The organism is Phenylobacterium sp. (assembly GCF_030651185.1).
Classification (GTDB): domain Bacteria; phylum Pseudomonadota; class Alphaproteobacteria; order Caulobacterales; family Caulobacteraceae; genus Phenylobacterium.
Genome location: NZ_JAUSCJ010000041.1, coordinates 234,474 through 256,522 on the forward strand (window position 1 = coordinate 234,474; position 22,049 = coordinate 256,522).

The 22,049-nt window shown below is 67.2% G+C and carries 26 protein-coding genes and 1 pseudogene; 8 read left to right on the top strand and 19 right to left on the bottom strand.

Annotation, left to right across the window (positions count from 1 at the left end):
* Nucleotides 1-137 precede the first annotated feature (137 nt).
* From Q7J39_RS20575 to Q7J39_RS20585, 3 genes are read right to left on the bottom strand one after another with little or no spacing between them, the layout of a single operon-like run.
* Nucleotides 138-518 carry a hypothetical protein gene (locus Q7J39_RS20575; RefSeq protein ID WP_304829974.1) on the bottom strand — a complete coding sequence of 127 codons (381 nt, stop codon included), beginning with the start codon at nucleotides 516-518 and terminating at the stop codon, nucleotides 138-140.
* The gene (locus tag Q7J39_RS20580) at nucleotides 515-841 is read right to left on the bottom strand and encodes a hypothetical protein (RefSeq protein ID WP_304829977.1); all 327 of its coding nucleotides are present in this window, start codon (nucleotides 839-841) and stop codon (nucleotides 515-517) included. Before Q7J39_RS20580 ends, Q7J39_RS20575 begins: the two co-directional genes overlap by 4 nt.
* Nucleotides 838-1,104 (bottom strand): DUF2312 domain-containing protein, encoded by a 267-nt coding sequence (locus tag Q7J39_RS20585; protein ID WP_215338304.1) that lies wholly within the window; start codon nucleotides 1,102-1,104, stop codon nucleotides 838-840. The genes Q7J39_RS20580 and Q7J39_RS20585 overlap by 4 nt, the downstream gene beginning before the upstream one ends.
* Nucleotides 1,105-1,320: 216 nt before the next feature.
* On the opposite strand from Q7J39_RS20585, the pseudogene Q7J39_RS20940 reads away from it, so the two are divergent.
* A pseudogene (locus tag Q7J39_RS20940) lies at nucleotides 1,321-1,409 on the top strand (hypothetical protein); the annotation flags it as partial.
* A 56-nt stretch (nucleotides 1,410-1,465) separates the two neighbouring features.
* On the opposite strand, the gene Q7J39_RS20590 reads toward Q7J39_RS20940, so the two are convergent.
* The 4 genes from Q7J39_RS20590 to Q7J39_RS20605 all read right to left on the bottom strand — a co-directional run bounded on the left by Q7J39_RS20590 (nucleotide 1,466) and on the right by Q7J39_RS20605 (nucleotide 3,949).
* Nucleotides 1,466-2,068: an HAD family phosphatase gene (locus Q7J39_RS20590; protein ID WP_304829980.1), complete on the bottom strand. Its 603-nt coding sequence runs from the start codon at nucleotides 2,066-2,068 to the stop codon at nucleotides 1,466-1,468.
* 16 nt (nucleotides 2,069-2,084) lie between these two features.
* Nucleotides 2,085-2,210 (bottom strand): type B 50S ribosomal protein L36, encoded by a 126-nt coding sequence (ykgO, locus tag Q7J39_RS20595; RefSeq protein WP_111456358.1) that lies wholly within the window; start codon nucleotides 2,208-2,210, stop codon nucleotides 2,085-2,087.
* Nucleotides 2,211-2,488: 278 nt separating this feature from the next.
* Nucleotides 2,489-2,665 (bottom strand): rubredoxin, encoded by a 177-nt coding sequence (locus Q7J39_RS20600; RefSeq protein ID WP_304829983.1) that lies wholly within the window; start codon nucleotides 2,663-2,665, stop codon nucleotides 2,489-2,491.
* Nucleotides 2,666-2,674: 9 nt separating this feature from the next.
* Nucleotides 2,675-3,949, bottom strand: a complete 1,275-nt coding sequence (locus tag Q7J39_RS20605; protein ID WP_304829986.1) for a cytochrome P450 — start codon at nucleotides 3,947-3,949, stop codon at nucleotides 2,675-2,677.
* 87 nt (nucleotides 3,950-4,036) lie between these two features.
* Between Q7J39_RS20605 and Q7J39_RS20610 the strand changes: the two genes are divergently transcribed.
* Entirely contained in the window at nucleotides 4,037-4,663 is a 627-nt protein-coding gene (locus Q7J39_RS20610) for a TetR/AcrR family transcriptional regulator (RefSeq protein WP_304829989.1), read from the top strand.
* 74 nt (nucleotides 4,664-4,737) lie between these two features.
* Nucleotides 4,738-6,015, top strand: coding sequence for a lytic murein transglycosylase (locus Q7J39_RS20615; RefSeq protein WP_304829992.1), 1,278 nt, complete (start codon nucleotides 4,738-4,740; stop codon nucleotides 6,013-6,015).
* Between the two features lie 21 nt (nucleotides 6,016-6,036).
* Here Q7J39_RS20615 and Q7J39_RS20620 read toward each other — a convergent pair whose 3' ends face one another.
* Nucleotides 6,037-7,362, bottom strand: coding sequence for an MFS transporter (locus Q7J39_RS20620; RefSeq protein WP_304829995.1), 1,326 nt, complete (start codon nucleotides 7,360-7,362; stop codon nucleotides 6,037-6,039).
* 108 nt (nucleotides 7,363-7,470) lie between these two features.
* Here Q7J39_RS20620 and motA point away from each other — a divergent pair, with 108 nt between their 5' ends.
* The gene (gene motA, locus Q7J39_RS20625) at nucleotides 7,471-8,340 is read left to right on the top strand and encodes a flagellar motor stator protein MotA (RefSeq protein ID WP_304829997.1); all 870 of its coding nucleotides are present in this window, start codon (nucleotides 7,471-7,473) and stop codon (nucleotides 8,338-8,340) included.
* Between the two features lie 9 nt (nucleotides 8,341-8,349).
* On the opposite strand, the gene Q7J39_RS20630 is transcribed toward motA, so the two are convergent.
* Nucleotides 8,350-9,444 carry a 5-(carboxyamino)imidazole ribonucleotide synthase gene (locus Q7J39_RS20630; RefSeq protein ID WP_304830000.1) on the bottom strand — a complete coding sequence of 365 codons (1,095 nt, stop codon included), beginning with the start codon at nucleotides 9,442-9,444 and terminating at the stop codon, nucleotides 8,350-8,352.
* Between the two features lie 6 nt (nucleotides 9,445-9,450).
* Nucleotides 9,451-9,942 (bottom strand): 5-(carboxyamino)imidazole ribonucleotide mutase, encoded by a 492-nt coding sequence (gene purE / locus Q7J39_RS20635; protein WP_304830003.1) that lies wholly within the window; start codon nucleotides 9,940-9,942, stop codon nucleotides 9,451-9,453.
* A 135-nt stretch (nucleotides 9,943-10,077) separates the two neighbouring features.
* On the opposite strand from purE, the gene Q7J39_RS20640 reads away from it, so the two are divergent.
* Nucleotides 10,078-10,827, top strand: a complete 750-nt coding sequence (locus tag Q7J39_RS20640; protein WP_304830006.1) for a GGDEF domain-containing protein — start codon at nucleotides 10,078-10,080, stop codon at nucleotides 10,825-10,827.
* Nucleotides 10,828-10,897: 70 nt separating this feature from the next.
* Here the strand turns inward: Q7J39_RS20640 and Q7J39_RS20645 are convergent, their stop codons facing one another.
* From Q7J39_RS20645 to Q7J39_RS20655, 3 genes are read right to left on the bottom strand one after another with little or no spacing between them, the layout of a single operon-like run.
* Nucleotides 10,898-11,155: a YdcH family protein gene (locus tag Q7J39_RS20645; RefSeq protein WP_370690126.1), complete on the bottom strand. Its 258-nt coding sequence runs from the start codon at nucleotides 11,153-11,155 to the stop codon at nucleotides 10,898-10,900.
* Between the two features lie 15 nt (nucleotides 11,156-11,170).
* The gene (locus Q7J39_RS20650; RefSeq protein ID WP_304830009.1) at nucleotides 11,171-11,617 is read right to left on the bottom strand and encodes a TIGR02444 family protein; all 447 of its coding nucleotides are present in this window, start codon (nucleotides 11,615-11,617) and stop codon (nucleotides 11,171-11,173) included.
* Complete coding sequence (locus Q7J39_RS20655) at nucleotides 11,617-12,216, bottom strand: UbiX family flavin prenyltransferase (protein ID WP_304830012.1); 600 nt, start codon at nucleotides 12,214-12,216, stop codon at nucleotides 11,617-11,619. The genes Q7J39_RS20650 and Q7J39_RS20655 overlap by 1 nt, the downstream gene beginning before the upstream one ends.
* Nucleotides 12,217-12,347: 131 nt before the next feature.
* Between Q7J39_RS20655 and Q7J39_RS20660 the strand changes: the two genes are divergently transcribed.
* Nucleotides 12,348-12,521 carry a DUF465 domain-containing protein gene (locus Q7J39_RS20660; RefSeq protein WP_304830015.1) on the top strand — a complete coding sequence of 58 codons (174 nt, stop codon included), beginning with the start codon at nucleotides 12,348-12,350 and terminating at the stop codon, nucleotides 12,519-12,521.
* A 74-nt stretch (nucleotides 12,522-12,595) separates the two neighbouring features.
* On the opposite strand, the gene Q7J39_RS20665 is transcribed toward Q7J39_RS20660, so the two are convergent.
* The gene (locus tag Q7J39_RS20665) at nucleotides 12,596-13,276 is read right to left on the bottom strand and encodes a DUF1013 domain-containing protein (RefSeq protein ID WP_304830018.1); all 681 of its coding nucleotides are present in this window, start codon (nucleotides 13,274-13,276) and stop codon (nucleotides 12,596-12,598) included.
* A gap of 637 nt (nucleotides 13,277-13,913) precedes the next feature.
* Between Q7J39_RS20665 and Q7J39_RS20670 the strand changes: the two genes are divergently transcribed.
* Complete coding sequence (locus Q7J39_RS20670; protein ID WP_304830021.1) at nucleotides 13,914-14,390, top strand: hypothetical protein; 477 nt, start codon at nucleotides 13,914-13,916, stop codon at nucleotides 14,388-14,390.
* A gap of 214 nt (nucleotides 14,391-14,604) precedes the next feature.
* Nucleotides 14,605-15,714, top strand: coding sequence for an alpha/beta fold hydrolase (locus Q7J39_RS20675; RefSeq protein WP_304830025.1), 1,110 nt, complete (start codon nucleotides 14,605-14,607; stop codon nucleotides 15,712-15,714).
* A 195-nt stretch (nucleotides 15,715-15,909) separates the two neighbouring features.
* Here the strand turns inward: Q7J39_RS20675 and Q7J39_RS20680 are convergent, their stop codons facing one another.
* From Q7J39_RS20680 to Q7J39_RS20700, 5 genes are all read right to left on the bottom strand, one after another.
* Nucleotides 15,910-16,671, bottom strand: a complete 762-nt coding sequence (locus tag Q7J39_RS20680) for a GNAT family N-acetyltransferase (RefSeq protein WP_304830028.1) — start codon at nucleotides 16,669-16,671, stop codon at nucleotides 15,910-15,912.
* Between the two features lie 186 nt (nucleotides 16,672-16,857).
* Complete coding sequence (gene ribB / locus Q7J39_RS20685) at nucleotides 16,858-18,033, bottom strand: 3,4-dihydroxy-2-butanone-4-phosphate synthase (RefSeq protein ID WP_304830033.1); 1,176 nt, start codon at nucleotides 18,031-18,033, stop codon at nucleotides 16,858-16,860.
* Nucleotides 18,030-18,611, bottom strand: a complete 582-nt coding sequence (locus Q7J39_RS20690; protein WP_304830037.1) for an NADPH-dependent FMN reductase — start codon at nucleotides 18,609-18,611, stop codon at nucleotides 18,030-18,032. Before Q7J39_RS20690 ends, ribB begins: the two co-directional genes overlap by 4 nt.
* Before the next feature lie 2 nt (nucleotides 18,612-18,613).
* Nucleotides 18,614-20,353 carry a class I adenylate-forming enzyme family protein gene (locus Q7J39_RS20695; protein ID WP_304830040.1) on the bottom strand — a complete coding sequence of 580 codons (1,740 nt, stop codon included), beginning with the start codon at nucleotides 20,351-20,353 and terminating at the stop codon, nucleotides 18,614-18,616.
* 130 nt (nucleotides 20,354-20,483) lie between these two features.
* On the bottom strand, nucleotides 20,484-21,812 hold the full coding sequence (locus tag Q7J39_RS20700; protein ID WP_304830043.1) for an acyl-CoA dehydrogenase family protein: 1,329 nt from the start codon (nucleotides 21,810-21,812) through the stop codon (nucleotides 20,484-20,486).
* Nucleotides 21,813-22,049: the final 237 nt, after the last annotated feature.

Here is a 22,049-nt window from a genome sequence, read left to right on the forward strand (position 1 = left end):
GGGGGAGGTGGCGCGGACCGCAGGTCCGTGACGGAGGGGGATCGACGTAGTCGAAACCTGCCGCCCACAAACAAGAGTCAAAGTCCCCCTCAGGCGCTTCGCGCCAGCTCCCCCAGAGGGGGCGCATCTATTGGACCCTAGTGGCCGCCCTCGACCCAGGGCAGGCCGGCGTCCCGGAACGCCTCGGCCAGGGCGGCTTCCAGCTCCTTGGCCTCCCAGCGCCGCAGCGGGTTGAGGTGCTCCACCACGTCGGGGAGCAGGCGCACGCCGAAGCGGGTCACGTGGCGGCTCGCCTTGTAGCCGGTCTTGTGCTGGTCAAAGCGGAGGTCGGGATCGCGGGAGGTCTCGCCGACATAAAACCCCCAGGGCGGAGACCGGCGGCGGTCCTCCAGCAGCGCCACATAGAGGGCGTGCCTGGCCCGCCCCTGCCGGTGGGTCACAGCCTTCAGGGTCAGGGCCGCGCGGCGCGCCCGGGCCACCAGGGCCGGCAGGGAGTCCTCGTCGATCACCGACGTCATTCAGCTTCGGGTTCAGGCTTGCCGCGCCGCTTGAAGCCGCCGCCGCGCTTGGGCGGGAATCGGGGCTCGCCCTTGGCCTTGGCGACGATCTCTTTCAGCTTGATGTGCTGCATCACCGAGAAGGCCTCGCCCGCGCCGCCCTTTTCGGGATCGGCGAAGGCGCGGCCGTAGGTTTTCACCCGCTCGGTGACGGACTCCAGGAATTCGCCCTCCCAGTCGGAGAGCTTGACGCCCGCCTTGTCGGCCGCGCGCTGGGCGCGGCGCAAAGCGTTCAGCGCGGCCCGCTGGGCCTGCGCCTTCCGATCTGGCGGGCTGTTCTTCAAATCACTCCGAGCGCGGAGAGGTATAGATCCAGGATGGCGTCTTCTTCCTGACGCTTGGCGGCGTCCTGTTTGCGGATGCGGATCACCTTGCGCAGTATCTTGACGTCGAAGCCGTTGCCCTTGGCCTCGGCGAAGACCTCCTTGATCTGCTCGGCGATCTCCGACTTCTCCTGCTCGAGGCGCTCGATGCGCTCGATGATGCTCTTCAGCTGGCCCTGGGCCGTCTGGTTCAGGATGTCGGCGTGGGAAGCGTCGTCGGCCATGGGAGCTCGCGTATGGGAGGCGGGAAAGCGGCGGACACTAGCGTTGCGCCTGCCCCCTGTCATCCGCTCTGAACCTTCACCGGGGCGATCCGTTGAGGCGGAACGCCGCGGAGTTCCCCCAATGACCACATCCCCCAAGCGCCCGAGCCAGGCCGGGGCCGAGGCCGCCGTCCGCACCCTCATCGAATGGGCTAGCCTGCAAACCCATCACGTCGTCCCGGCCGCAGCGAAGCGGAGAGCCGGGATCCAGGAGCCCAGCCCAGTCACCTAGGTCCCGGCTCGGCCTAACGGCCGTCCGGGATGACGGAGATTATTGTTCTGAGAGCGGAGCGCACCGCCGCAGGGGGAGAAGGACGAAACCCTAAAGCAGGCCCCGCGCCTCCAGCGCCGGCCGCAGCTCAGCCGGATCGGTGAAGTGGTGGGTGTCGATGCCGAAGGCGCGCGCGCTGGTGACATTGGCCAGGCTGTCGTCGACGAAGAAGATGTCCTCCGGCGCCAGGCCGAAGCGTTCGCAGGTGAGCGCATAGATGCGCGGGTCGGGCTTGATCATGCCCTCGCGGCCGGAGACCACGATGTCGCGCAGCCGCCCGAAGGCCGGGCTCATGGCCATGGTGCCCTCGAAGGTTTCGTCGGACATGTTGGTGAGGCCATACTGCGGGACGCCGGCCTCATGCAGGGCCTCGATGGCGGCCTCGGTCTCAGGGATGGTCCCGGAGAACATCTCCCACCAGCGGGTCTCCCAGGCCTCGATCTGCTCGCGGTATTCCGGGAACTGGGAGATCAGCGGCTTGCGATTCTCGGCGAAGGTGACGCCCAGGTCGTGGTTCACGTGCCAGATCATCGTGCAGACCGACGACAAAAACCGGTCGCAAGCGGCCGGCTCTGGAAAGATCTGAGCGTAGAGCGTGCGCGGATTCCAGCGCACGACCACATTACCAACGTCCCAGACGACCGCCTTCGGCATCCGGGACCCCGGCGCCTTAGCCTTGCTTGGCTTTGAAGCGCGGGTTGGTCTTGTTGATGATGTAGACGACGCCCTTGCGGCGCACGAGCTTGCAGTCGCGGTGACGCGTCTTGAGCGACTTGAGCGAGCTTCGAACCTTCATGACCGTATCTTCTTAAAGACCAGGCTTTCGCCCGGGGGTGTCTACAAGAGCCGGCGCATATACGAGGCGGCTCGGCTTGAGTCAACGTCGGGCGGCATATCCAAGCGTCGCGGCCGATGAAGCCCGCGCTCGGCTCTCAGAACCATGACCCGTCATCCCGGCCGCAGCGAAGCGGAGAGCCGGGACCCAGGGGCCGCGATCAATCCCCCTGGGTCCCGGGTCTCCCCTGCGGGTCGCCCGGGAGGACGCGGAATTTATCGGATGGGTCATCGACCGCCCTACAGCTCGATCATGTCGAACTCGGCCTTGGCGGTCCCGCACAGGGGGCAGATCCAGCTGTCGGGGATGTCCGACCAGCGGGTCCCAGGCGCCAGACCCTCGCCGGGGTCGCCGAACTCTTCCTCATAGATGTAGCCGCAAGTGCGGCATTGCCAGGTCTTGAACGGCTCGGGCACGCGGCGTCCTCAATGCATCTTGAAGCGGATCGGAACCGACTTCGGTCCGCAGACGAAGCTGGCCGCCATGTTGCGTGGGGCGCCGTCCAGTTCAACCGACTCCAGGCGCGCGAACAGCTCCTCCCACAGCACCCGCATCTCCATCCGCGCCAGGTGCTGGCCCAGGCAGACATGGGCGCCGTATCCGAAGGCCACGTGCTTGTTGGGGCTGCGCTCGACGTCAAACTTGAAGGGGTCGGCGAACACCGCCTCGTCGCGGTTTCCGGAGGGATAGGACAGCATCATCCAGTCGCCCTTGGCGATCTTCTTGCCGGCCAGCTCGGCGTCGGCGGTGGCCGTGCGCATGAAGTGCTTCACCGGGGTCACCCAGCGGATCGACTCCTCGATCAGGCCGGGGATCAGGCTCGGGTCGGCCTTGACCTTGGCGAACTGCTCGGGGTTCTCGGCCAGCGCCCACAGGGCGCCGGCCGTGGTCGAAGAGGTGGTGTCGTGGCCAGCGGTGGCGGCGATGATGTAGTAGCTCATCGCCTCCAGGTGGCCGAGCGGCTGGCCGTTGACGGTCCCGTTGGCGATCACGCTGGCCAGGTCATTGCGCGGGCTCACGCGGCGGTCCTCGGTGATGGCGTTGAAATACAGCATGAAGTCCATCACCACCGACTGGATGGAGTCGACGCCCTGGTCAGTGGTCTGGGCCGCCCCGCCGCTGCGGCTCAACTCCGGATCGGCGCTGCCGAACAGTTCCTGGGTGAGTTTCAGCATCCGCGGCTCGTCGGACTCCGGCACCCCGATCACCTCCATGATCACGTGCAGCGGATAGAGGAAGGCCACGTCGCGGGCGAAGTCGCAGCGGTCGCCATGGGCGGCCATCCGATCGATGAAGCCCCGGGCGATCTCGCGGATCCGCGCCTCCAGGGGCCGCAGGTTCTGCGGCACGAAGGAGCCCTGGGTCAGGCGCCGGTAGGCCATGTGGTCGGGGTTGTCCATCTGCACCAGGGAGCGGACCAGGTGCGGGCTGCCCCCCATCATCTCGCGGACCTTCTTGTCGGCCTCGATGGTGGTGAGCACGGTGGAGCGGTCGCCGTTGTGGAACAGTTCGTTCTGGCGCTCGACCTCCAGGATGTCGGCATGGCGGGTCACCACCCAGAACGGATCGAAGCCCTCGGGCTGGGCCTGCTCCAGGGGGGCCTCTCGCCGCAGCCAGGCGAAGGCGTCGTCCACCTGCTTGCCGTCGGCATAGGCGCGGGGATCGATGATGGTCTGAGCGATGTCGGAAGGAATGGTCATGCGCGTTTCCAGGCCCGGTTTGCGGAGCCGCGTCGTTCGCGCGCAGCTCACTTGTTAGTTGTTCAACAACTTTCTAGAATTCGCAACATGGTCCCGACATTGACGCAGATCAAACCCCGCCGAAGCCAAGCGGCCCGCCGCGACGAATCCGAGCGCCGGTTGCTGGCGGCGGCCGCCGAGCTGGTGGTTGAACACGGCATGGGGGCGGCGACCTTCGAGAAGATCGGCGCCCGAGCCGGGTACAGCCGCGGCCTGGTCACCCAGAGGTTCGGCTCCAAGCGCGGCCTGATCGAGGCCCTCATCCACCAGCTCCAGGGCCGCCTGGGCGGACTGCTGGAAGACCGCCGGATCGAAGAACTCAACGGCCTGGACGCGGTCCTGACCTATGTCGAGGTCTTCCTGTCCGCCCTCGACCGCGACGGCGAGCTGCGGGCCTATTTCGTCGTGCTGGCCGCGGCCGTGGCCGACGTCTCGGAATTGCGGGCGCCCTTCGCCGCGGCCCACAAGCAGGTGGAGCAGGCGCTGGAGGCGTTCTTCCTGCGAGGCCAGGCCGAGGGCGTGGTCCGGGCGGGCATCGACGCCGACGCCGCGGCCCTGATCACCGGCGCCCTGCTGTTTGGCCTGTCCATGCAGCTCCTGCTGGATCCCGACATGGACCTGACGCCGCTGCGGGACACCAGCCTCATGACGCTCAGGCTCAGCTTCGCGGCGTGAACTGGCCCCGGCCTCCGCTCGCCCTTGACGGGCTTGTGATTGAGAACGGCGGCTTCGACCGCTAAGTTGGGGCCATGGATCGTCGCGTCTTCCTCGTCTTGCTCCTGGCCGGCTGCGCCGACCCTTCGGCCAATCTTGTGCCGACGGTGACGCCCGCCCCGCCGGCCCCCACCCCCCAGGCTCCGGCGCCGGTGGCGCCGCCCACCGTCTCGGGAGACATGAGTTTCGACGCCTGGTCGCGGGACTTCTACACCCGCGCGGTCAAGGCGGGCCTGCCCGCCAGCCTGCTGGATCGCGAGATGGCCGGGTTGATCCCCGATCCGCGGGTCAACAGCCTCGACACCCGCCAACCGGAATTCGCCAAGCCCTTCGGCGACTATATCAAGGGCGTGGTCAGCGAGGACCGGGTGGCCATCGCGGCCCGCCGCAAGCCGGCGATCGCCGAGACCCTTTCCGGCATCGAGGCCCGCTACGGCGTGCCGGGCGACATCCTGATGGCCATCTGGGCCATGGAGACCGGCTTCGGCTCGGTGATGGGCGACTTCGACGTCATCCGCTCCATGGCGACCCTGGCGGCCCAGGGACGCCGCCGCCAGTTCGCCGAGGACCAACTGATGGCCGCTCTAAGGATCATCGGGTCCGGAGAGTTCCTCCGCAGCCAACTGCGCGGCTCCTGGGCCGGGGCGATGGGCCAGACCCAGTTCATCCCCACCAGCTTCCTCGCCACCGCGGTGGACGGCGACGGGGACGGCCGGCGCGACGTCTGGGGCTCCACGCCCGACGCCCTGGCCTCGGCGGCCAACCTGCTCGCCAAGGGCGGCTGGCAGCGGGGCCAGAGCTGGGCCCGCGAGGTCACCGTGCCCGACGGTTTCGACTACAGCCTGACCGAGGGGCCGCGCGAGATTCCCGACTGGTGGGCCCAGCGCGGCGTGCGCCGCACCGACGGCCTGCCCTGGAACAGCGCCGATGCGGACGCCAAGGCCATGTTGATCACGCCGACCGGCGCGCAGGGCCCGGCCTTCCTGCTGTTCCCCAACCACTTCGTGATCCGCAAGTACAACAACGCCACCACCTACGCGCTCGGCGTCGGCCTGCTGGCCGACCGGTTCGGCGGCATGGGCGGGGTGATCAAGCCCTGGCCCTATGAGAGCGCGCTTTCCATCGGCGACCGCATCGTCACCCAGCGGGCCCTGGCCCAGCTCGGCTTCGATCCGGGCCCGCCGGACGGGGTTGTGGGGGTCAATACCCGCAACGCCCTGCGGAGCTGGCAGAAGTCGCGGGGGATCACCGCCGACGGCTATCTGTCCCTGGACATGGTCGCGCGCCTGAAGACCGAGGCCAATATTCTCTGACCCGGCGTCCGGGGGTCGGGGTTAGAGCGATCCCTCGTCGCTCTTCTCCAGGGTCGCCATGGCCGAATCGGCCTGAGTGGCGGGCTTGGGATCGGCGTTGGCCAGCTGCGGGTTCTTGAAGGCGTAGACGAGCATGGCCAGCATCAGGATCATGTTCAGCACGAAGGGCGCGGCGTGAACCTGCTGGTAGAGCAGCACGAACAGCGGGGCCAGGACCACATTGACGCCGTTGACCGCCGCGATGGCGCCGGCGGCCCGGGCCTGCTCGTGCATGCCCACCGCGAGCGAAGAGCCCGCCGTGAAGCCGGGGCGCGCCAGGCCGAAGCCCAGACTTGAAATGGCGTAGCCCGCCACCACGGCGGCGTAGCTGGGTTGGAAGGCGACGATCAGGTTGCCTAGGGCGGCGACGGCCACGCCCCAGCGCAGCAGCTGGCGCGGGTTCATCTCGAACATGCGGATGATGCCCCACTGGGAGAGCAGGCCGGCCATGGCGCCGAACATCATGGCGATGGCGATGAAGCCCTGCGCCTCGGTCGGCGACTTGCCGAGCTTGTCGATGATCAGGAATCCCAGGGTCTGGCCCTGGGCGGTCTGGCAGACCGCGACGATGAAGCCGTAGATCAGGAACGGCTTCAGGCGCGGGTCCCGCCACATCGGCGTCTCCTTGCCCGCGGCGTCGGCCTTGGCGTCCATGGTGGGCGCCATCTTCACCGGCTGGACCGGCATGTGAGCGCTCTCGGGCAGGTATTTCCAGACCACAAACAGCATGGACAGGGCGATCACCGAGAACATCGCCATGGGTCCGGCCAGGCCGATGAACGGCAGGATGAACAGCGGCGCCAGGAACGGGCCGATCACGGTGCCCAGGCCAAACGCCCCGGCCAGGCTAGACATCGCCGTGGTGCGCTCGGCGGGCGGCGTGTGCTCGGCGACATAGGCTTGCGTCGCCGGGTTTGACGCCGCGCCAAACAGGCCAAACAGGGCGCGAGCCAGCAGGAAGAGGACGAAGATCACCATCCAGTGGGCCATGTGGTTCAGCCCGGCGCCGACGACCACGGCGCAGGCCGCCATGGAGACGGCGAACCCGATCAGGCCGATGATCATCAGGGGCTTACGTCCGTGCCGATCGGAAGCGCGCGCCCAGAACGGCGACGACCCAGCCCACAGCAGCGCGGAGAGCGAGAACACGCCGGCCACCAGGAAGTCGGGAATACCGATGGAACGGCCGATCGCCGGCAATACCGAGATCATTCCGGTATTGCCCATGGCGGTCACCAGGGAGACCCCGAAAATGATCGCGAATGACGACTTGGGCAGGCTCACGGCGACAGGCGCGGACTTGGGCATGGCCGGCTGTTACGCCGCGCCGCCGGAGGGTGAAACCCCATAAATCCTCACCGGGCATTAAGCATTAACGGAGATGCTCCCGACAATTCGTCCTAGGACCCATCTCGCATGTTTCAGATCATCGGCATTGTGCTGCTCTTCGCCACGGTGTTCGGCAGCTACCTGTGGTCTGGCGGCAACATGGCCGTCATTATGCACGCCCTCCCCCACGAGATGCTGGCCATCGGCGGTTCGGGGATCGCCGCCTTCCTGGTCTCCAATTCGATGACGGTGGTGAAGGGAACGGGGGGCGGCCTGGCCAAGGTGTTTGCCGGCCCCAAGTGGAAGGCCTCGGACTACCGCGACCTCCTGTCCCTGCTGTTCCTGCTGACCAAGACCATGAAGTCCAAGGGCGTCATCGCCCTGGAAAGCCACATCGAGAATCCCAAGGACTCCTCGATCTTCTCGCGCTTCCCGAAGGTGACCAAGGACCACTTCGCCGTCGACTTCATCTGCGACACCCTGCGGATGATGACCATGAACCTCGAGGACCCTCACCAGGTCGAGGACGCCATGGAAAAGCAGCTCGAAAAGCACCACCACGAGGCTCTGGCCCCCGCCGGCGCCCTGCAGGCCCTGGCCGACGCCCTCCCCGCCCTGGGCATCGTCGCCGCCGTGCTCGGCGTCATCAAGACCATGGGCTCGATCACCGAGCCGCCGGAAGTCCTGGGCACGATGATCGGCGGCGCCCTGGTGGGCACCTTCCTCGGGGTGTTCCTGGCCTATGGCCTGGTGGGTCCCTTCGCGGCCCGCCTGAAGGAGATCATCGAGGAAGAGGGCTCGTACTACCGCATCATTCAGTCAGTGCTGGTGGCTCACCTGCACGGCAACGCCGCTCAGATCTCGGTGGAAATCGGCCGCGGCAGCGTCCCCTCCGGCGCCCAGCCCAGCTTCCTGGAACTGGAAGAAGCCCTCTCGGCGATCCCGAACGAAGCTTAGAGCCAAGCTCTAGCGCCGCTCCGGCAGGAGCGGGCTCATCCGGTTCACGTGACCCATCTTGCGGCCGGGCTTGGCGTCGCGCTTGCCATAGAGGTGTAGGCGGGTCTCCGGCTCGCCGGCATATTTCAGCCAGCCATCGGCCTCGTCCCCCAGCAGGTTCAGCATCTCGACCCGCAGGATGGCCGCCGTGGGGCCCAGCGGCCAACCGGCGATGGCGCGGATGTGCTGTTCGAACTGATCGACCTCGCAGCCGTCCATGGTCCAGTGACCGGTGTTGTGGACCCGCGGCGCGATCTCGTTGACCAGCAGCCGGCCGTCGGACAGCTCGAAGAGTTCGATCCCGATCACGCCGACATAGTCCAGGCCGGTCAGCACCTGGGCCGCGATCCGCTCGGCCTGTTCGGCGAGCGCCGGGGTGACGGCCGCCGGCGCCACGGAGCGGCGCAGCACCCCGTTCTCATGATGGTTCTCGGCCATGGGATAGATGGCCAGCTCCCCGTCACGGCCACGGGCGGCGATCACCGACAGTTCGCGGACGAAATCAGCGGGCGCCTCGAGGATCACCGGCTTGCCCCCCAGCGATTCGAAGACGGCGGCGGCCTCGGCGGCGTGCTCGACCCAGCGCTGGCCCTTGCCGTCATAGCCCTCGCGGCGCGTCTTCATCAGGGCTGGCGCGCCGATCAGGGCCATGGCGGCCTCGGCGCTCTGCGGACTGTCGGCGGCGGCGAAGGCGACGGTGGGCACGCCGATGGAGTTGAGGAAGCTCTTCTCCTCGACCCGGTCCTGGGCGATGGCCAGAGACCGGGCGTTGGGGGCCACTTCCACGTCCTGGGCGGTCAGGTGGGCGACCGCGCCGGCGGGCACATTCTCGAACTCGAAGGTCACCAGGCTGGCCACGGCGGCCAGGGCCTCCAGGGCGCGGGGATCATCATAGGCGCCGCGGACGGTGTGAGCCGCGACCCGGCCGGCCGGCGCGTCCGGCGCCGGCTCCAGGATGGCCACGTCAAAGCCCAGCCGGGAGGCGGCCTGGGCCAGCATCCGGCCCAGCTGTCCGCCGCCGAGAATCCCGATGGTTTCGCCCGGAGCCAGGGGGAGGGTGGCCATGGGAAACTAGTCCTCGACGGTTTCGGAAACGGCCTGGGTGTGGCGAGCGCGGTGGTCGGCCAGGCGTTGGGCCAGGGCGGGTTCGGACAGGGCCAGGATCTGGGCGGCCATCAGGCCCGCGTTCTTGGCGCCCGCCTCGCCGATGGCCATGGTCCCCACCGCAACGCCGGCCGGCATCTGGACGATGGAGAGCAGGCTGTCGAGGCCGCTCAGGGCCTTCGACTGCACCGGCACCCCCAGCACCGGCAGCTCGGTCATGGAGGCGGTCATGCCCGGCAGGTGCGCCGCCCCGCCCGCCCCGGCGATGATCACCTTGAACCCGGAGGCCTTGGCCCCCTTGGCGAACTCGTACATCCGCCCCGGCGTGCGGTGGGCGGAGATCACCTTGGCCTCGTAGGCCACGCCGAGCGCGTCCAGGATTTCGGCCGCGCCTTTCATTGTCGGCCAGTCCGAACGGCTGCCCATGATGATGGCGACGGGCGCTGACGTGGCGCTCATGAAGCAAAGGCCCCTGCGAAGAGAAGGCGCGGAGTATAGGCGCCGCCTTTGCGCCCGCAACCAAGGACGTTTAGGATTCTTAACGTCGACAAGACCTCGACGATTCGAGTTCTCTGAAAGTCCGTTGAAAACCACATGAAGGTCACTGGCGCCCGCAACGAGCCGTTTTCGGCCATCCGCAAGCGCGCCTTGGCCCAGGCCGGGGCCCATTTCACGGCCGGAGCGGCGCCGCCGGCGGACAAGACCGCGTTTCTAGGCCTGACCGAGGCCGATCTGACGCCCGCCGTCCAGAACGCCGTGAAGACCCTGCTCACCGAAATCGACGACCTGCGGGGCGAAGTCTCGCGCCTGAAGTCGAAGCTTTCGGAGGCTGAGACCCTGGCCGACCGCGACCCTTTGACGCCCCTGCTGAACCGTCGGGCCTTCATTCGTGAGCTCGGCCGCATCCGCACCTTCGCCCAGCGCTACGGATCTCCGGCCAGCGTGGTCTATTTCGACCTCGACGGCTTCAAGAGCGTCAATGACCGTTTCGGCCACGCGGCCGGCGACGCGGCCCTGCGCGCGGTGGCCGAACGGCTGGCGGCCAATGTCCGCGACAGCGACATCATCGGGCGCATGGGCGGTGACGAGTTCGGGGTGATCCTGGTCCAGGCCGATGAGGCCACGGCGCGGGCCAAGGCCGAATCACTGGCCCAGGCGATCGAGGCCTCCCCCATCGAGTTCGGCGACTGGTCGGCCCCGCTGCACATCTCCTACGGGGTGCGCGAGATCACCGCCGATATCGAGCCCGAGACCCTGGTGGCCGAGGCCGACGCGTCCATGTTCGCCGCCAAGCGGGCGCGGACCGCCGCGCCGCCCATCGCCACCGGCGGAACGGCCGGCTGACCTCATCCAAAGAGATAGAGATAGAGCGCGTCGGACGGGTTACCCGGTTTCCACTTAACCCTGACGCGCTCTAGGCGATGATGTCCGGCGTCAGCTGATCGCGCAGGCGCTCGATCTCGTCCTTCAGCAGCAGCTTCTTCCGCTTCAGCCGGCTGATCACCATCATGTCGGGCAGGGGTGAGAGCATCAGGGCTTGAATCGCGGCGTCCAGGTCGGAGTGGTCCAGGCTGACCAAGGCCAGGCGGGCGCGCACGCCCTCCTCTTCCGGGTCTTCGCCTTCATGATCGTTCATACGCACGCCCCACCCATTGGCGACGATGATGCGCATGGGCGCGGCTCACGTCTAGCTTAACGCGCGCGCCAGAACCGCCAGGGCGTCGTCGGGCGCGGGCTTGCCCCAGGCGGCCGAGGCGGCCTGCAGGGAGGCCAGGGCTCCATGCCCGCCGCTGGAGGCGCCGGCGAGGCCTTCCAGGGTCTCCATCAGCACCCGCTCGGCCCGCAGCTCGACAGCCTTGATGTCCTCCCTCAGGCCCTGGCGCGCGCCGTCATCCACCGGCGGCTGGCTCAGCTTCAGCGCGCGCCGCACGTCGCGGATCGGGACCACCACGGTGGCGTCCCACGCCTTGGCCACGGCCACCGCCTGGGCGAGGGCCTCAGGCGTCGGGCCCTCGGCCCAGACCGCCCAGAGCAGGAAGGCGGTGTTCTGGCCGTGCGCGTCCTGCAGGGTCAGCGTCGCCTCCGGCACATCGGCCAGGCCGTAGGCTTCCAGAGTCCAATCCCAGAGCGACATCACGCATCTCCCGAGAGCGGACCGACATCCTGGCCCCAACGCTTCACCGGCCTCCAGGAGAGGCCAAACAGATCCAGAACCCGGCCGACCGACTGATCGACCATCTCCTCCAGGCTGGCGGGCTTGGCATAGAAGGCCGGCAGCGGCGGGGCGATCACCGCCCCCATCTCGGCCAGCTTCACCATGGTGCGCAGATGTCCCAGGTGCAGGGGCGTCTCTCGCACCATCAGCACCAGGGGGCGGCGCTCCTTAAGGGTCACGTCGGCGGCGCGGGTGAGCAGGGACGAGGTCACGCCGGTGGCCACCTCGCTCATGGTGCGCACCGAGCAGGGGGCGACGATCATGCCCAGGGTCGGGTAGGAGCCGGACGCGATCGAGGCGCCTACATCGCCGACCTTGTGGGCCACATCGGCCCGCGCCTGGACGTCGGTGACCGACAGTTCGGTCTCCTGGGCGATGGTCAGGGCCGCGGCGCGACTGAGGATCAGGTGGCTCTCGACACCGAGCTCGCGGCAGGCGTCCAGCATCCGCAGGCCATAGGCGACACCGCTGGCTCCCGAAATACCCACCACGAGGCGCGGACGATCGGTTTTTGTCATGCCACTGGGCCCCCGCGCCCGATTTCAAGGCGCCTGTTCCGTCCGCTCACGTGCAAACATATGTGATCTGACAGACCAGACCAGCGGGTGTTCAGTGTTGGCATCGTTCCAACACAAGGAGACGACCCGTCATGGCCGTTGAAGCCCGCATCCGTGAACTCGGATCCCGCCATCACTCTCTCGATAAGGCGATCCAGGACGAGCTAAACCGACCAGCATCAGACGAGGCCCGCCTCAAGGAACTCAAGCGCAAGAAGCTCAAGCTGAAGGAAGAGATGGAGGCCCTGCGCGCCCAGCCTCACTAGAGCCTGAGGTCGCGAGCCTTCTGGAGGGGGAGGCCCTGGGCGGTCGCTTGCGCCCGTCCAGGGCTCCGTCCTGATCAATCCTCGGCGTCGTCGTCGTCTTCGTAGCTGGCGTCGTCGGCCACATCCTCGACCTGGTCGGCGCCCGTGATCTGGGCGGCCCCCGTGACTGAGGCCGGCTCGAGGGTCGCGCCGTCCGGCTCGACGATGCCGCGCTTGGCGTCGTCCTTGGCCTTCTTGTCGGCCGCCTTGCGCACCACCGCGTCCAGCTCAAGCTGGGTCGAGAGGCCGAGCGTCACCGGGTCCACCGGCTTGATGTTGGCGGCGTTCCAATGTTGACGGTTACGCACCTGATCGATGGTGGCCTTCGTCGTGCCCAGCAGGCGGGCGATCTGGCTGTCGGCCACTTCGGGGTGATTGCGGATGAACCAGGCGATGGCGTCGGGGCGGTCCTGGCGGCGCGACACCGGGGTGTAGCGCGGAGCCTTCTTCACCGGCTTCAGCAGTTCGGCGTGGCGGCTCTTCTGCGCGACCATGCGGTACTTGTCGCTGGCCTGGGCGGCGTCGAGCTGTTCACGGGAAAGCTGGCCATTGGCGATCGGGTCGGCGCCGCGTATGTCGCGCGCCACTTCGCCGTCGGCGATGCCCTTCACTTCCAGCGGGTGAAGGCCGCAGAAATCGGCGATCTGTTCGAAGGTGAGCGAGGTGTTGTCGACCAGCCAGACGGCGGTCGCCTTCGGCATCAGAATGTCGGTCATGACGGACTCCGAAAATGACGGCGCCCGGCCTTTCGGCCGGGCGGTGCATAAGTAGCAGAGCGTCATATAGGCGTGTTCCTCGCCCAAGAAAACGACAATCGCGAGCTTGGACGCGCCCGACTTCCTTTTGAATCAGGACCTTCGCGGATCCCCGCGGCGACACGCCGCTCGGGACTCCCGCCGGCCTGCGCGACGGCGCCTCGCTCGGCGCGCGATAGACCCTTGCAGCCTAAGCGTGCATGAACTCATTCTGGGGTGGTCCGGGGCCCGATTGAGCGGTTTTGTCGCGGGATTGGCGGCTCCCGGCCTGGGGGTGGCTTTTTCTGGCGCGGTTTGGCGTTCAGGGGCCCGCCATGGCGCTTCCTGAGCGGGCCGCGGGCTTCGAAGAACGCCGACTTCTGAAATGAAATCAGCGACTTGATGCGCGCCCCGCCGAGGCGCCAAACAGTAGGCCTTCAGCAACAGCGCCGAAGTGTTAAGTTTGGTTAACTATAAAAACCCCAATACGGGTTGAAAAAGTACGGTTTCTGAAAGAATTTGGAGGCCATAAACCTAGCTTACATGAGACGATCTGTCGCAAACCCAGCCAACGAGGCGCCGCGTCGCTACTGCCCCCCGGGCGCGCCGAAAACAACCTATGAACGTCATCCGAAAACTGCTCCTGCAGCACCGATCCGAAGTCCAGGCTCAGATGGTCGCCGCCCGAGCCAAGGCCGCCGAGCCCTTCGAGCGGGAACTGCGCGCGGTGGACATCGCGCTGGCGGCCCTCGACGGGGCGCCTCTCATCGAGGCTGAGCCGGACGAGTCGCCAGCCACCGCGCCGAAGGCCGAGCCCATCCGCAAGAGCGGCCTGAGCCGCGGCCGCATCAAGCGCAGCCTGCAGGACATGATCCTGGCCGCCCTGCGCGCCCACGACGAGGGCGCCGACACCGGGTCGATCCTGGAATCCCTGGAGCGCCGCTGGAACCGCAGCTTCCAGGAGTCGCGGGTGGTGGAAGAGCTGCGCCGCCTGTCGGCCGCCAACACCGTGGTGCTGGAGCGCGGCCACTGGCGCCTGAAGGTGCGCCCGGACGCCTGGACCGGCGAAGCCGCCGCTCAGCACGTCGCGGCCTAATGCGTGTCGTCACAAGATGAAGGCCGGCGACGCAGCCGGCGGCGACGACCGACAAGCTGAACCTGGGAATGTCAGAGATGGGTGGCGAGCGGACCCGCTCCGCGATGTCGTCCTCTCTCTTGCGCCACAAGAGCGCCTGAACAAAACCAGGCGACGGCGCCGTCTACCGAAACTCCCGGTCGCCTGAGGGGAGCTATCAGTTGTGATCAGAAGGGTGCGGTTCGGCCTCTTGGTGATGCTTCTTGTGCTTTCGGTCGCGACGGCGAGCGCGCTCGGCTATCGCACATGGCGCCAGCACCAAATCGAGGACGCTCTCGCCATCCGGACCCCGAACGGGGTGCAAGAGGCGTTCTATGTCCGCCTGGGCGGAGTCGATCAGTGGGTTCAGATTCGCGGTGAAGACCGGTGCAACCCGATCCTGTTGTTCATTCACGGTGGCCCAGGGTCGTCGGAGACCCCGATGTCCGCGCGCCTTAGCGCCTGGGAGAAGCAGTTCACCGTCGTGATGTGGGACCAGCGGGGCGCCGGCAAGACCTTCGCCCGTAGTGGAATGGTCGGAGACCTTTCACTGGCCCGAGTGGCCCAGGACGGGATCGAGCTAACGCAATTTCTGCAGCGGCATCTGCAGCAGCGCAAGATCATCGCGCTTGGGCATTCCTGGGGATCCATGGTGGGCCTTCGGATGGTGCACGAGCGGCCGGAGCTGTTTTCAGCCTACGTCGGCACGGGGCAAGTCGTGTCCATTCCCGAGGGTGAGGCGATCCTATATGCGCGCACGGTGGCGAAGCTGCAGGCGGCGCATAATCTAGCCGGTCTCGCCAGAATCAAAGCCATCGGACCGCCGCCTTATCGATCGGCGAGCGACCTTCTGACCGTGCGAGCCTTGCTGGCGAGTTACGACATCGCCCCCGAGCGCGACTTCTCCAAGACCATGACTCCGGTGGTCTTGTTTGCGCCCGGCTGGTCGCTGTGGGACATCTATCAGTGGCAACAGGGGTTTCAGGCCTCGCAGGACGCGACATTCCACGCCAACGATTCCTACGACGCCCGCCAGCTGGGCGCGGACTATGGAGCGCCGATTTTCATCATCAATGGCGCTGAGGATCAGAACACGCCCACAGACCTGGCCAAGACCTTCTTCGACGGAGTTCACGCGCCGGAGAAGCAGTTCGTGGTGCTCAAGGACGGCGCCCACAACGCCGTGCTCACCGAGCCGGACGCCTTTCTGCACGAACTCGTCGTCCATGTGCGCCCCACGGTCGTACGTGGCGCGCCCCGATGTCGTGACCGTCCTCCTATATTGGGTGTGCACACCGTGCCGTAGGGGTCGCAAACGGCCGGCGACCTCTGCGCCGAAACTCGCCATTGGCCAGGCCGGAGCGTTCCGACCCGACACCGGTCATCCCCGATGGGAGAGATGGGTGGAAAGCGGACTCTGCTCCAACACCCGGGTGCGGGCGCATGGAGCGCCCCCACATCAGCAGCACGAGCTCGACATGTGCGGGTTAGTCACGACGGGTCAATCGGGGCTAAAGACCCAAGTGGTTTCGCCCACAGCCGGAATGAACCCAAGGTGCTGTAAGATTGGCCGGCTGGTCTCCCGAGCTTCAGTGCTGAGAAATCTAAGACCTTGAGCGCGCGCAGCTGAGACCCGGGCCGCGACAAGGGCACGATAAGCGCCCAGCCCGCGGTGAGACGGGGCGACCCCCCCGCCGTACAACTGGCCGAAGACTTGGCCGCGAGCCGTCTCCAGCCGCGCCGAGGCCACTGGTTCACCCGCCACGTAGGCCACGAACAGGGCTACGTCGTGACGATCGAGATGAGCCGCGTAGGCGTCCCGACGGTCCGAGGCCTGAGTGTCGCTAAACGCCTTGTTCGCCGCTGCGACGAAGTCGTCAAGCCCGGCAAGGTCGGCAATGCGGCGCACCTCTGCTCCCGGCAATGTGGAGGGCGGAAGTTGCCGCTCCAAGTCGAGGAACATCAAAGTCCCGGGCGGATTAGCGCGGAATCCGGCTGCCGCCAGCAAGTTGGGCAACACGCTGGGCTGGTCGTGATCATGCACCCGCCAGATCAGCGCTTCGCCCTTGGCGCTGAAGCTATTCGCGCAGCGCGCAACAACCGCCTCTGCGGCAGACGCCGGGAAGTCCCACCAGGTCACAAAGTTAGAGTCGCCAGCCAACCAGAGGACATCGTCCTCCCGCACGACGGTTCGGCCGGGCCGCGGCGCTGGGTTAGCCCGCACGTTGGTGTCGTAGAGAGAGAGCACGGCGTTGACGTCCATAGCCAACCTTGGCGCAGGATCATTGGCCTGGCGAGATGCACGAGGGGCCGTAGCCATTCTCCAATCGCCTGAGCTGCGAATTTTTCTGTCCCAGAAGCCGACCTGTCGAACGACCGCAACGGGTCGAAGGCCGGCGTTGGCTTCGGCGCCGAAGGCGGACCCTGTCCGAAATCAGGCGTGCACGCCCTAGTCCAGCGGCTTGCGGCCGACGATGCGCAGGCCATAGCCGCCGGAACCCGGCAGCACGGTGGCGGAGTTCGACAGCAGGGTCATGTCGCGCACGCCGAGATCCAGCAGGATCTGGGCGCCGACCCCGTAGTCGCGCAGGACGTTGGCCCCGTGATCGGTCCCGGGCTCGGCGCCGTAGCGTTCCGACAGCCAGGCCGGGTTGGAGTCGCGGATGAACACCGCGACGCCGGCCCCCTCATAGTCGGCGATGGCCTGCAGGGCGCGCGGCACATAGTCCCGGCGGGCCTCGGTGTGCCCGAGCATGTCGGCGGCGAAGTCGACGCGGTGCATGCGCACCAGGGTCGGCTTGTCCGGATCGATCTTGCCCTTGGTCAGCACCACGTGCTCGGTGGCGTCCAGGATGTTGCGGTAGATCACCATCCGGAAGCGGCCGCCGTAGGCTGAGTCGAAGGGCGTCTCCAGCACCCGCTCCACCTGCCGCTCGGTGCGGCGGCGGTAGGCGATGAGGTCGGCGATGGTGCCGATCTTCAGGCCGTGCAGTTGCGCGAAACCCACCAGGTCGGGCAGGCGCGCCATCGACCCGTCGTCCTTCATGATCTCGCAGATCACCCCGGCCGGGTTCAGGCCCGCCATGCGCGAGATGTCGACCGCCGCCTCGGTGTGGCCGGCGCGGACCAGGACCCCGCCGTCGCGGGCCACCAGCGGGAAGACGTGGCCGGGCGAGACGATGTCGTCCATGCCCTTGGTGGGGTCGATGGCCACGGCCACGGTATGGGCGCGGTCATGGGCCGAGATGCCGGTGGTGACCCCCTCGGCGGCCTCGATGGACACGGTGAAAGCGGTGCCCATGCCCTCGCGGTTTTCCGCGGCCATGGGCGGCAGGCGAAGTTGGCGCGCGCGGTCGCTGGTGATCGACAGGCAGATCAGGCCGCGCGCGTGCTTGGCCATGAAGTTGATCTGGTCCGGCGTTGCGAACTGGGCCGGGATGATGACATCCCCCTCGTTCTCGCGATCCTCGGCGTCCACCAGGATATAGGGGCGGCCGTTGCGGGCGTCCTCGATGATGTCCTCGATGGGCGAGATCGCGGATTCGTGGGCCTCTTCATTGCCGCCGCCGCCGCCGTCGGAGGTGGAGGAGGAAGAACCGGGCTGGACGAGATAGGGGCGCTTCATCGGGCGGCTTTCAGCAGGGCGAATTCCAGGACCTGTTCTCCCACCGTGGCGAGCTGCCAGGCGTCTTTCGGGTCCACGCAGGCTCCGTCGGCGTCGAAGGAGCCGGAATTGGCGTTCAGGGCCGCGCCGAACGGTGTCGGCCAGCCCCTCAAGGCATGTATGATCGATCGCAGCGTGGTCAATGTCGTGCCGGCGGCCTGCCAGCCCTCGGCGGTGATGACGCAGCCCACGGCGCGGCCGGTGAAGTAGGGGCGGGCGTCATCGCGCAGGCCCTCCAGGGTGTCCAGAGCGTTCTTCACCACCCCGGAGATCGAGCCGTGATAGCCGGGGCTGGCGACGATCACGCCGTCGGCCTCCCGCACTGCGTCGGTCAGCGCCTTCTGCTCGGAGCTCGGACCGCCCGGTTGGGGGTTGTAGATCGGCAGGCTGGCCAGGAACTCGCCGCCCAGCAGGCGCGTCTCGCCCCCGCCCGCCTCGACCGCCGCCAGCGCCACCTTGAGCGCCTTCTCGGTGGAGGAATTCGAGCGGATGGTGCCGCCGATCCCGACGATCAGCGGCTTTCGCGCCAGAGAACTCATGCCTACTCCTCAAACACCTTCTTCAGCTCGGTCTTGAGGATCTTGCCGTTGGCGTTCCGGGGCAGGGTTTCGGGCCAGAACACGACCTTCACCGGGACCTTGAACCCCGCCAGCCGTTCCCGCACCCAGGCCCGCAGCTCGGCTTCGGTCGCCGTCCCGCCAGGTTTCAGATGCACGATGGCCGCCGGTTCCTCACCGAGCGTCTTGTGCGGGACGCCGACCAGGGCCGCGTCCATCACGTCGGAATGGTCATACAAAACATTTTCGACTTCGACACAGTAGATGTTTTCGCCGCCGCGGATGAGCATGTCCTTGGCGCGGTCGATGATGAACAGAAAGCCCTCCTCGTCGATGCGCGCCAGGTCGCCGGTTCGCAGCCAGCCGTCGACGAAGGTCTCGGCCGTCGCCTCCGGTTTGTTCCAGTAGAGCTTCACCACCTGCGGGCCCTTGGCCCAAAGCTCGCCGACCGCACCTTGCGCCAGGACGGTGACCCCGTCGGCCGGATCTCGGATCTGCATCTCGCCGACCGGGGCGGCGGGGCCGGCGCTGTCGGGACGCACCGAATAGTCCTTGCCCAGGTGGCTGGTGAAGGTGGCGGTGGTCTCGGTCATGCCCCAGCCATTGCCGGGCTGTGAGGCGGGGAACACCTCGACGATCTTGCGCACCAGTTCCGGCGCCGAGGGCGCGCCGCCGTAGGAGACCGCCACCAGGGACGACAGGTCGTACTTGGACCGGGCCGGATGCTCGATGAGCTGCCAGGCGATGGTGGGGACCCCGCCCGTGGAGGAGACGCGCTCGGCCTCGATCAGCTTCATCGCCGCCTCGGGCTCCCAGCGGCGCATCATCACGATCTTGCCGCCGGCGTTCATGCTGGGGCTGAGATTGGCCGACAGCCCGGTGGCGTGGAACATCGGCACCACGAGCAGGGACACCCTCTGCGGCAGCTTGTGCGGGTCACTCTCCGGCAGCGGATTGCCCGCCCGCAGGAAGTTGCGGGCCGCCGCGATCCCGCTGGCCATGATGTTGGAGGTCATGTTGCGGTGCGTGCCCAGCGCCCCCTTCGGCTTTCCCGTGGTGCCGGAGGTGTAGAGGATGGTGGCGTCGTCCTCGGGGTCGATCGCCACCTCGGGCAGGGGCAGGTCGGCCAGCGCCGCCCAGTCGTTGGGCTTGCCGATCACCGCCTCCAGCCGGCGGACCCGCGCGTCGCCCCGGGCCTCGTGCAGGCGAGAGACATAGACGCGCTCCAGGTCGGGCAGGGCCTTCAGGTGGTCGGCCAGGCGCTCCAGCCGTTCGTCATCGACGAAGGCCACCTTGGCCCCGGAATCGGCCAGGCCGTATTCGAGCTCCGCGCCGGTCCACCAGGCGTTCAACGGGGTGACGATGGCCCCCAGCAGGATGCCCGCCCAGAAGACGACGGGCCACTCCGGCAGGTTGCGCATGATGAGGGCGACCCGGTCGCCCTTCTTCACCCCGTCGGCGGCCAGCCGGTGGGCAAGCGTGATCGTGGCTCGGGCATAGGCCTCGTAGGTCACCCGCTCATCGTCGTTGATCAGGAACTCCCGCTCGCCGAAGGCGCGGCCGTTGAGGAAGACGTCGCGCAGGGTGGGCGGCGCGTTCTTCCAGGTGCGGGTCACAACCCCGCCGATGACCGTCTCCTCCATCTCGAACCTCTGGCCGGGCGCCGTCAGCTGGGCGTGGGCCTCTTCGATGGACATCACGGGCCAGGCGGGAGCGTCGGTCATGGAAAGCCTCGAGGTCTTGGAAATGGAGAGGTTTGAAATGTCGGGACATGCGAAGGGCGGTCCCCGCTAAGGAACCGCCCCCACATTGTCGCGCCTTCCCGTCGGCGGGAAGGCCTGGAACCCGGAAACCCTAAGCGGTTTCCTTGGCCGCGCGCAGGGCTTCGTAGCCCTTCTTCAGATCGGCCAGCTCGTCGGCATACTTCTCCTGGGCTTCCTCACGGAGGCGCGGGATGTGGTACTTCGGGAACAGGTCGTTGTCGGGCCGGTAGTCCTTCAGAACCTGCTTGGCCAAGGTCACCTTGTGAACCTCGGTGGGACCGTCGGCGATGCCCATCACCAGCGAGCTGGTGACCATGTGCATGAAGGGCATTTCGTTGGAGACGCCGAGCGCGCCGTGCAGGTGGGCGGCCTTGGTGGCGATGTCGTTATAGACCTTGGGCATCAGGACCTTGATGGCCGCGATGTCCTTGCGGACCATGTTGTAGTCCTTGTGCTTGTCGATCAGCCAGGCGGTGCGCAGCACCAGCAGGCGGAAGCTTTCCAGGGCGATCCAGCTGTCGGCGATGTCGGCCTGCACCATCTGCAGGTCAGCCAGCTTGCCGTCGCGGGTGTTGCGCGAGGCGGCGCGTTGGCACATCAGATCCAGCGCGTGCTTGCAGGAGCCCACCGTGCGCATGGCGTGGTGGACGCGACCGCCGCCCAGGCGGACCTGGGCGATGACGAAGGCCGCGCCGCGCTCGCCCAGCAGGGCGTCATAGGGGACGCGGACGTCGGTGTAGCGGACATAGCCCTCGGTGCCGCCGCCGATCTCGCCGCCGCCGCCGACGCCGACATTACGAACGATCTCGACGCCGGGGGTGTCGGTGGGCACCAGGAAGATCGAGGTGCGGCGATAGGGGTCCTTCGCGTCCGGATCGGTGACCGCGTACAGCACCAGGACCTTGGAATAGCGGGCGTTGGTGGAGAACCACTTCTCGCCGTTGATCACCCACTCATTGCCGTCGAGGACCGCGCGGGTCTTGAAGGTCAGGGGGTCGGAACCGCCGGTGGGCTCGGACATCGAGAAGGCCGAGCGGATGTCGCCGTTCAGGAGCGGCCAGAGATACTGCTCCTTCTGCTTGTCGGTGCCGTAGTGGGCGATGATCTCGGCGTTACCGGTGTCAGGCGCCTGGCAGCCGAAGACCGTGGGGGCCAGGCCGTTGCGGCCGAGCTTCTCGTTCATCAGGCCGAGCTTCAGTTGACCGAAGCCCTGACCGCCCAGTTCCGGACCCAGGTGACAGGCCCACAGGCCCTGGTCCTTCACCTTCTGCTGCAGCGGCTTGATGAACTTCTCGCGGCCCAGCGGGCCGTGGGCGGCCATGCCCAGGTGGCTCAGAGGTTCGACCTCCTCGCGCATGAAGTCCTCAATCCAGTCCAGCTTCTTCTGGAACTCCGGGTCGGTTTCAAAATCCCAAGCCATCTATGGCCTCCCATGGCGCCGCTGAGTGCGGGCTGTTTTTCCTAAATCCGGTATGGCGTAGAGCGACGCCAAACCAAAAATCCGCGACGCGACAGGCCCTTAGGCCTCCGGTCTGGTTCCCATTATCAAACGCCTGTTCGGCTTACGCAACGTCGCCTTTGCGTCAAACACACGAAATTCTTGGCGGCGCCCTCCTGGTCTGATGGCGAGGTTCGGCGAACTTGCTGTTGAAACCCA

Excerpts from the sequence above, each read along its gene's own strand:
- Q7J39_RS20645 (WP_370690126.1), bottom strand. The coding sequence starts at position 11,155 with ATGCGCATCATCGTCGCCAATGGGTGGGGCGTGCGTATGAACGATCAT.
- Q7J39_RS20630 (WP_304830000.1), bottom strand. The coding sequence starts at position 9,444 with ATGGCCACCCTCCCCCTGGCTCCGGGCGAAACCATCGGGATTCTCGGC.
- Q7J39_RS20695 (WP_304830040.1), bottom strand. The coding sequence starts at position 20,353 with ATGACCGACGCTCCCGCCTGGCCCGTGATGTCCATCGAAGAGGCCCAC.
- Q7J39_RS20640 (WP_304830006.1), top strand. The coding sequence starts at position 10,078 with ATGAAGGTCACTGGCGCCCGCAACGAGCCGTTTTCGGCCATCCGCAAG.
- purE (WP_304830003.1), bottom strand. The coding sequence starts at position 9,942 with ATGAGCGCCACGTCAGCGCCCGTCGCCATCATCATGGGCAGCCGTTCG.
- Q7J39_RS20615 (WP_304829992.1), top strand. The coding sequence starts at position 4,738 with ATGGATCGTCGCGTCTTCCTCGTCTTGCTCCTGGCCGGCTGCGCCGAC.
- Q7J39_RS20650 (WP_304830009.1), bottom strand. The coding sequence starts at position 11,617 with ATGTCGCTCTGGGATTGGACTCTGGAAGCCTACGGCCTGGCCGATGTG.
- Q7J39_RS20690 (WP_304830037.1), bottom strand. The coding sequence starts at position 18,611 with ATGAGTTCTCTGGCGCGAAAGCCGCTGATCGTCGGGATCGGCGGCACC.
- Q7J39_RS20575 (WP_304829974.1), bottom strand. The coding sequence starts at position 518 with ATGACGTCGGTGATCGACGAGGACTCCCTGCCGGCCCTGGTGGCCCGG.
- Q7J39_RS20660 (WP_304830015.1), top strand. The coding sequence starts at position 12,348 with ATGGCCGTTGAAGCCCGCATCCGTGAACTCGGATCCCGCCATCACTCT.
- Q7J39_RS20610 (WP_304829989.1), top strand. The coding sequence starts at position 4,037 with ATGGTCCCGACATTGACGCAGATCAAACCCCGCCGAAGCCAAGCGGCC.
- motA (WP_304829997.1), top strand. The coding sequence starts at position 7,471 with ATGTTTCAGATCATCGGCATTGTGCTGCTCTTCGCCACGGTGTTCGGC.
- Q7J39_RS20655 (WP_304830012.1), bottom strand. The coding sequence starts at position 12,216 with ATGACAAAAACCGATCGTCCGCGCCTCGTGGTGGGTATTTCGGGAGCC.
- Q7J39_RS20665 (WP_304830018.1), bottom strand. The coding sequence starts at position 13,276 with ATGACCGACATTCTGATGCCGAAGGCGACCGCCGTCTGGCTGGTCGAC.
- ykgO (WP_111456358.1), bottom strand. The coding sequence starts at position 2,210 with ATGAAGGTTCGAAGCTCGCTCAAGTCGCTCAAGACGCGTCACCGCGAC.
- Q7J39_RS20605 (WP_304829986.1), bottom strand. The coding sequence starts at position 3,949 with ATGACCATTCCTTCCGACATCGCTCAGACCATCATCGATCCCCGCGCC.
- Q7J39_RS20670 (WP_304830021.1), top strand. The coding sequence starts at position 13,914 with ATGAACGTCATCCGAAAACTGCTCCTGCAGCACCGATCCGAAGTCCAG.
- Q7J39_RS20590 (WP_304829980.1), bottom strand. The coding sequence starts at position 2,068 with ATGCCGAAGGCGGTCGTCTGGGACGTTGGTAATGTGGTCGTGCGCTGG.
- Q7J39_RS20680 (WP_304830028.1), bottom strand. The coding sequence starts at position 16,671 with ATGGACGTCAACGCCGTGCTCTCTCTCTACGACACCAACGTGCGGGCT.
- Q7J39_RS20700 (WP_304830043.1), bottom strand. The coding sequence starts at position 21,812 with ATGGCTTGGGATTTTGAAACCGACCCGGAGTTCCAGAAGAAGCTGGAC.
- Q7J39_RS20585 (WP_215338304.1), bottom strand. The coding sequence starts at position 1,104 with ATGGCCGACGACGCTTCCCACGCCGACATCCTGAACCAGACGGCCCAG.
- ribB (WP_304830033.1), bottom strand. The coding sequence starts at position 18,033 with ATGAAGCGCCCCTATCTCGTCCAGCCCGGTTCTTCCTCCTCCACCTCC.
- Q7J39_RS20620 (WP_304829995.1), bottom strand. The coding sequence starts at position 7,362 with ATGCCCAAGTCCGCGCCTGTCGCCGTGAGCCTGCCCAAGTCGTCATTC.